Below are 3,912 nucleotides of genomic sequence, written 5' to 3' on the forward strand. Positions count from 1 at the left end.
CCCTTGTCGTCGGTATCGGCCTGGTTCACCCAGTTCTGCAGGCAGGACCGGCTCACGCCCAGATCCTTGGCCAGCTGAACCATGGACTTATCGCCCTGGCGGGCCAGCTCGACCGCGCGGCGGCGGAACTCGGGCGGGTGTGGTGAGGGCATGGCGGACATCCTTCGTGATGATCGCCGGTGACCTCAGGTCAGTAGTCCGTGCTCCGGGGGGAAGCTCACGTAGAATCCGTTACACCACCAGTAAACGGCGTCCATGGAGAAGCAGAGATTGTCCGGTGAGCAGTCGGCGCCGTTCGCATCCGCTTTGGCGACGAGCATACCGACCGGGAAGCAGAGGACCGCCAGCAGCGATCCGGTGACGAAGAACCACGCCGGCACCCGTCGACACATCGCCCACAGCGCAAGCCAGGCCAGGAGCAGAACAATCGGCAGAACCCAACTGACCGCTATGGTCGCAGCACGAGACCTCCTTCTACGCCGCACCCGGCCTGACTGCCAGGGGCAGCGACCAAGACGAATGCCAATGCGACATATAGGTCGGCGCCGCCCACCGCAGCCGCTGATATGAGAGCTCCCCGCTTTTAATCCGTAGGTTCTGGGTTCGAGTCCCACGCGCCCCCCACCCCGACCAGGGCCAACACCGTCTACGGCGGCGTTGGTCACTTCCGCTTGGGGCCGCACTGAAGCTGTCCTGGGCCCGAGGCGTTCCGGGCACACCGGACAGCCGCACGGTCCTGCCACCCGGCCAACGGCTCGATGCCCGCCGGGCATGATCGGTCACCGCATCACCCTTGAGATGGGCGATACACGTAGCGTATTCAGTTAGTCCTTCAAACCTCGACGACGAGGAACGAGGGAGCCAGAAGGCTCTAGAAGTACGCGGTCATGACCTGACGCCGACGTTCAGCGGCGCCGAGGCGACCCATCGAGCCTGAACGCCGCCCCAGAGCATTTACAGACGCGCGATGAGCGATCAGGTTGACACCCATAGGAGTGATATTCAACATATCGCACCCAATGGGTCGGTGACTTCCGTGATCGGCGATCGCGTCGGTACATTGACCCAGCTACTCGACATACTTGGCGATGAGGTGACCATGGGCGTTCTGTCGCACTCCTTTAATGTTGCTAAAGGTGTATCGCGCCCCCGCGCCGTTGGTGTACTGACTTTGGGAGTGCTGGCGGTTTCCGCGCTCACGGTCTCGGCTTCGGCGGAAGAAATGCCCGTGCGGTATGCGGGCTGGTCGATGGACGACGCCGAGGGTCCGGTGGCGCGGGCCGTAGAGGGCAGTGGCGTGGCGAAACCGGACGCCGATCTGAGGTTTTCGCCCGGAGCACGATTCGGGGAGCCAGGCAACCTGGCTCCGGGGATGGACACCGACAAGTCGGTCCGGCTGAACGGCAAGCACCAGTTCGGCCAGGCCAGGCCCATGGTGGACACCAGCGAGCGGTTCATGTTCTCCACCTGGGTCAAGCTCGCTTCCCTCGACGGTGACCAGGTCGCCGTCAGCCAGGCCGCGGCGGACGGCAGCGTGTTCGAACTCGGCTGGCTCGGGGGCCGCTGGACGTTCCGGCATCTCACCGCCGCGGGCGATGTCATCGCCTCGGTGAACCGGGACATGGCGAAGGCCGCCGACGGGTCGCCGTGGACCGCGCACTGGGTTTCCCTGATGGGCGGGTACGACCCGGAAACCGGCGAGATCTGGCTGCGTACGCAGGCCACGGGCTCGTACGACGCGTGCGTGCCCGGGCAGCCGTGGAACTGCTACGCCGCGCAGCTCATGCCCGAGAACTTCGACGTGGCGCCGACCGAATGGACTCCCTCGCCCGGTGGCGGCCCCCTGCTGTTCGGCGCGTCGTCCAGCGGCGGCAACCGGCATTCCTACTGGAACGGCTGGCTCGACGACTCGCAGCTTTGGCCGCTGACCTACACCGACGAGACCCTACTGTTCGTCATCTATGCCGAGACGGTGGTTTCTGCACCCTGAGCGGTGCCGGGCATGGCCGGGTCCATTTCGCCTATGAAGGTGTGGGCACATCGCCCGCGTCCCGGCGCCCGCCTCCGTCATCGCCCCGGAGATCGTCTCCCACACACGCGGAAGGGGTTCTCCTCAGTTCGCGGGCGAGGGCGCTGATCGTCTCCGGCGGGTGGGTCGTTCCGGGGAAGTAGGCGCAGACCCGCTCGGCCACGTCGCCGAACCGGGCCCTGATCTCGGTGGCGCACTCGGCGGGCGTCCCGACGACCGCCAGGGTCCGCGCCATCGTGTCGTCGATCAGCCCGATCATCGCCATGATGTCGCCGGTCTTCGACAGCGCGTTCAGTTCGGGTTGGAGGTCCCCCCAGCCCTCGATCTCCAGGACGGGCCGGTACGCCGGGGTCGAGCCGTAGAACGCGAGCAGCCCCTTCACGCCGAAGGTCGCGGCCTCGATCTCCTCCGGAGTGCCGCCCATCGCGACGATCGCCTGGGGATACAGGTCGATCCGGTCGCGGCCCGCCCGCTCCAGGCCCTCGGCCACGGCCGGAAGCGTGCGCTCGCGGAAATGCCGGTGGCTGTGGAACGGCATCACCAGCAGCCCGTCGGCGACCTCGGCCGCCGTCCGGGTCATCACCGGGCCCAGCGCGCCGAGCAGGACCGGCGGGACGCCGTAGGGGTTCGGCCCGGGGACGAACGTCGGGGGCATCAGGGTGTGCTTGGTGAACTCGCCGCGGAAGTCGAGCGGGGTGCCTGCCTGCCAGGAGTTCAGGATGGCCTTCACCGCGAGGACCGTCTCGCGCATCCGGGCGGCCGGCCTGCTCCACGTCGCGCCGTACCGGTTCTCGATGTGCGGCCTGATCTGCGAACCGAGTCCGAGCCGGAATCGGCCCTTGCTCAGCAGGTGCAGGTCGTAGGCCATGTTGGCCAGGTTCATCGGGCTGCGGGGGATCGCGATCGCGACGTTGGTCATCAGGTCGGTCGGCGGCACGTCGGACGAGCCTGCCGCGACGATCAGCGGCAGGAACACGTCGTGCGGACCCTCGAAGGTGAACAGGCCGTCAGCCCCGGCCGCGATCAGCTCGCGGGCGCGCTGTGCCGCCTCGTCCGGTCGGCCGTCCAACTGCACATCGAGCTTCACTGACGATCTCCGTTCCGCCGCAACGCGTCTTACCTTGTCTCGTGGGACATGAAGCCGTACAGCATTCTCTCTGCCTCGCGGGCCATGCGGTCGGTTTTCCTCGGGGGCAGGGCCGTGCCGGGTGTCGCAAGCATCGACTGCCGCTCGCCGGTGACCACACGTGGACGATGCCGTTGGCGTCGATGTCGAAGCAGACTTCGGCCCACGGCTCGTCCGGGGAGTCGGCGGGCGGGCAGCCGAGCACGAGGGTGCCGAGCCGGTGGTTGAACACGACGGTCTCCGACCGCTTGGTCGGGATCGAGGTGTTCCGCTCGATGATCTTCGTGAAGCCGCCGTCCGCGCCTTCGGCCTTCTCGACCCCTTCCACGAGCCAGCGACGATCCGTTCGTCTCAGTCGTCGTCAACGTTCAGCACTGCCGCGTTCAGCGTGCCGCCGCCGAAGTCGAAGACCACGACGGTGGCGTCGTCCGTGCGGAGCGCCACCTCGCAGGCCGCGGCGGTGTCCGGTCAGCGCGGCGTCGGCGCGGGCCAGCGGGGCGACATCCCACGGAACTCGCCCACGCCGTGGACATGGAGCAATCGGCCTGCTCCCATCATCTGCGGCTGCTGCGCAACCTCGGCCTGGTCACCGGCACCCGCTTGGGACCGTCGGTGGTCTACGCCCTGCACGACGACCACGTCGCCGAACTGCTCGACCAGGCCGTCTACCACGTCGAACACCTGCGACTCGGGCCGACCGACGGCCCGCCGCAGCGCCGACACCGCCTTTCGAGGCGGGTAACGGCCGAGACGGCCG

Annotated in this window: 4 protein-coding genes and 1 pseudogene; 2 read left to right on the top strand and 3 right to left on the bottom strand. The window is 67.6% G+C overall.

Annotated features, from left to right (window positions below):
* Together BJF79_RS67640 and BJF79_RS34210 are read right to left on the bottom strand one after the other, a co-directional pair.
* The coding region (locus tag BJF79_RS67640; RefSeq protein ID WP_143220609.1) for a transposase at positions 1-161 on the bottom strand (161 nt) is incomplete at its 3' end.
* 24 nt (positions 162-185) lie between these two features.
* Positions 186-380 carry a hypothetical protein gene (locus BJF79_RS34210; protein WP_075903668.1) on the bottom strand — a complete coding sequence of 65 codons (195 nt, stop codon included), beginning with the start codon at positions 378-380 and terminating at the stop codon, positions 186-188.
* A 656-nt stretch (positions 381-1,036) separates the two neighbouring features.
* Here BJF79_RS34210 and BJF79_RS56195 point away from each other — a divergent pair.
* Positions 1,037-1,990, top strand: a complete 954-nt coding sequence (locus BJF79_RS56195) for a hypothetical protein (protein ID WP_158079377.1) — start codon at positions 1,037-1,039, stop codon at positions 1,988-1,990.
* A 31-nt stretch (positions 1,991-2,021) separates the two neighbouring features.
* On the opposite strand, the gene BJF79_RS34220 is transcribed toward BJF79_RS56195, so the two are convergent.
* Positions 2,022-3,116, bottom strand: coding sequence for a TIGR03617 family F420-dependent LLM class oxidoreductase (locus BJF79_RS34220; RefSeq protein ID WP_083734452.1), 1,095 nt, complete (start codon positions 3,114-3,116; stop codon positions 2,022-2,024).
* A 570-nt stretch (positions 3,117-3,686) separates the two neighbouring features.
* On the opposite strand from BJF79_RS34220, the pseudogene BJF79_RS34225 reads away from it, so the two are divergent.
* Positions 3,687-3,912 (top strand): annotated as a pseudogene (locus BJF79_RS34225) (ArsR family transcriptional regulator); the annotation flags it as partial.

It is taken from the genome of Actinomadura sp. CNU-125, assembly GCF_001942465.1.
Taxonomy (GTDB): domain Bacteria; phylum Actinomycetota; class Actinomycetes; order Streptosporangiales; family Streptosporangiaceae; genus Spirillospora.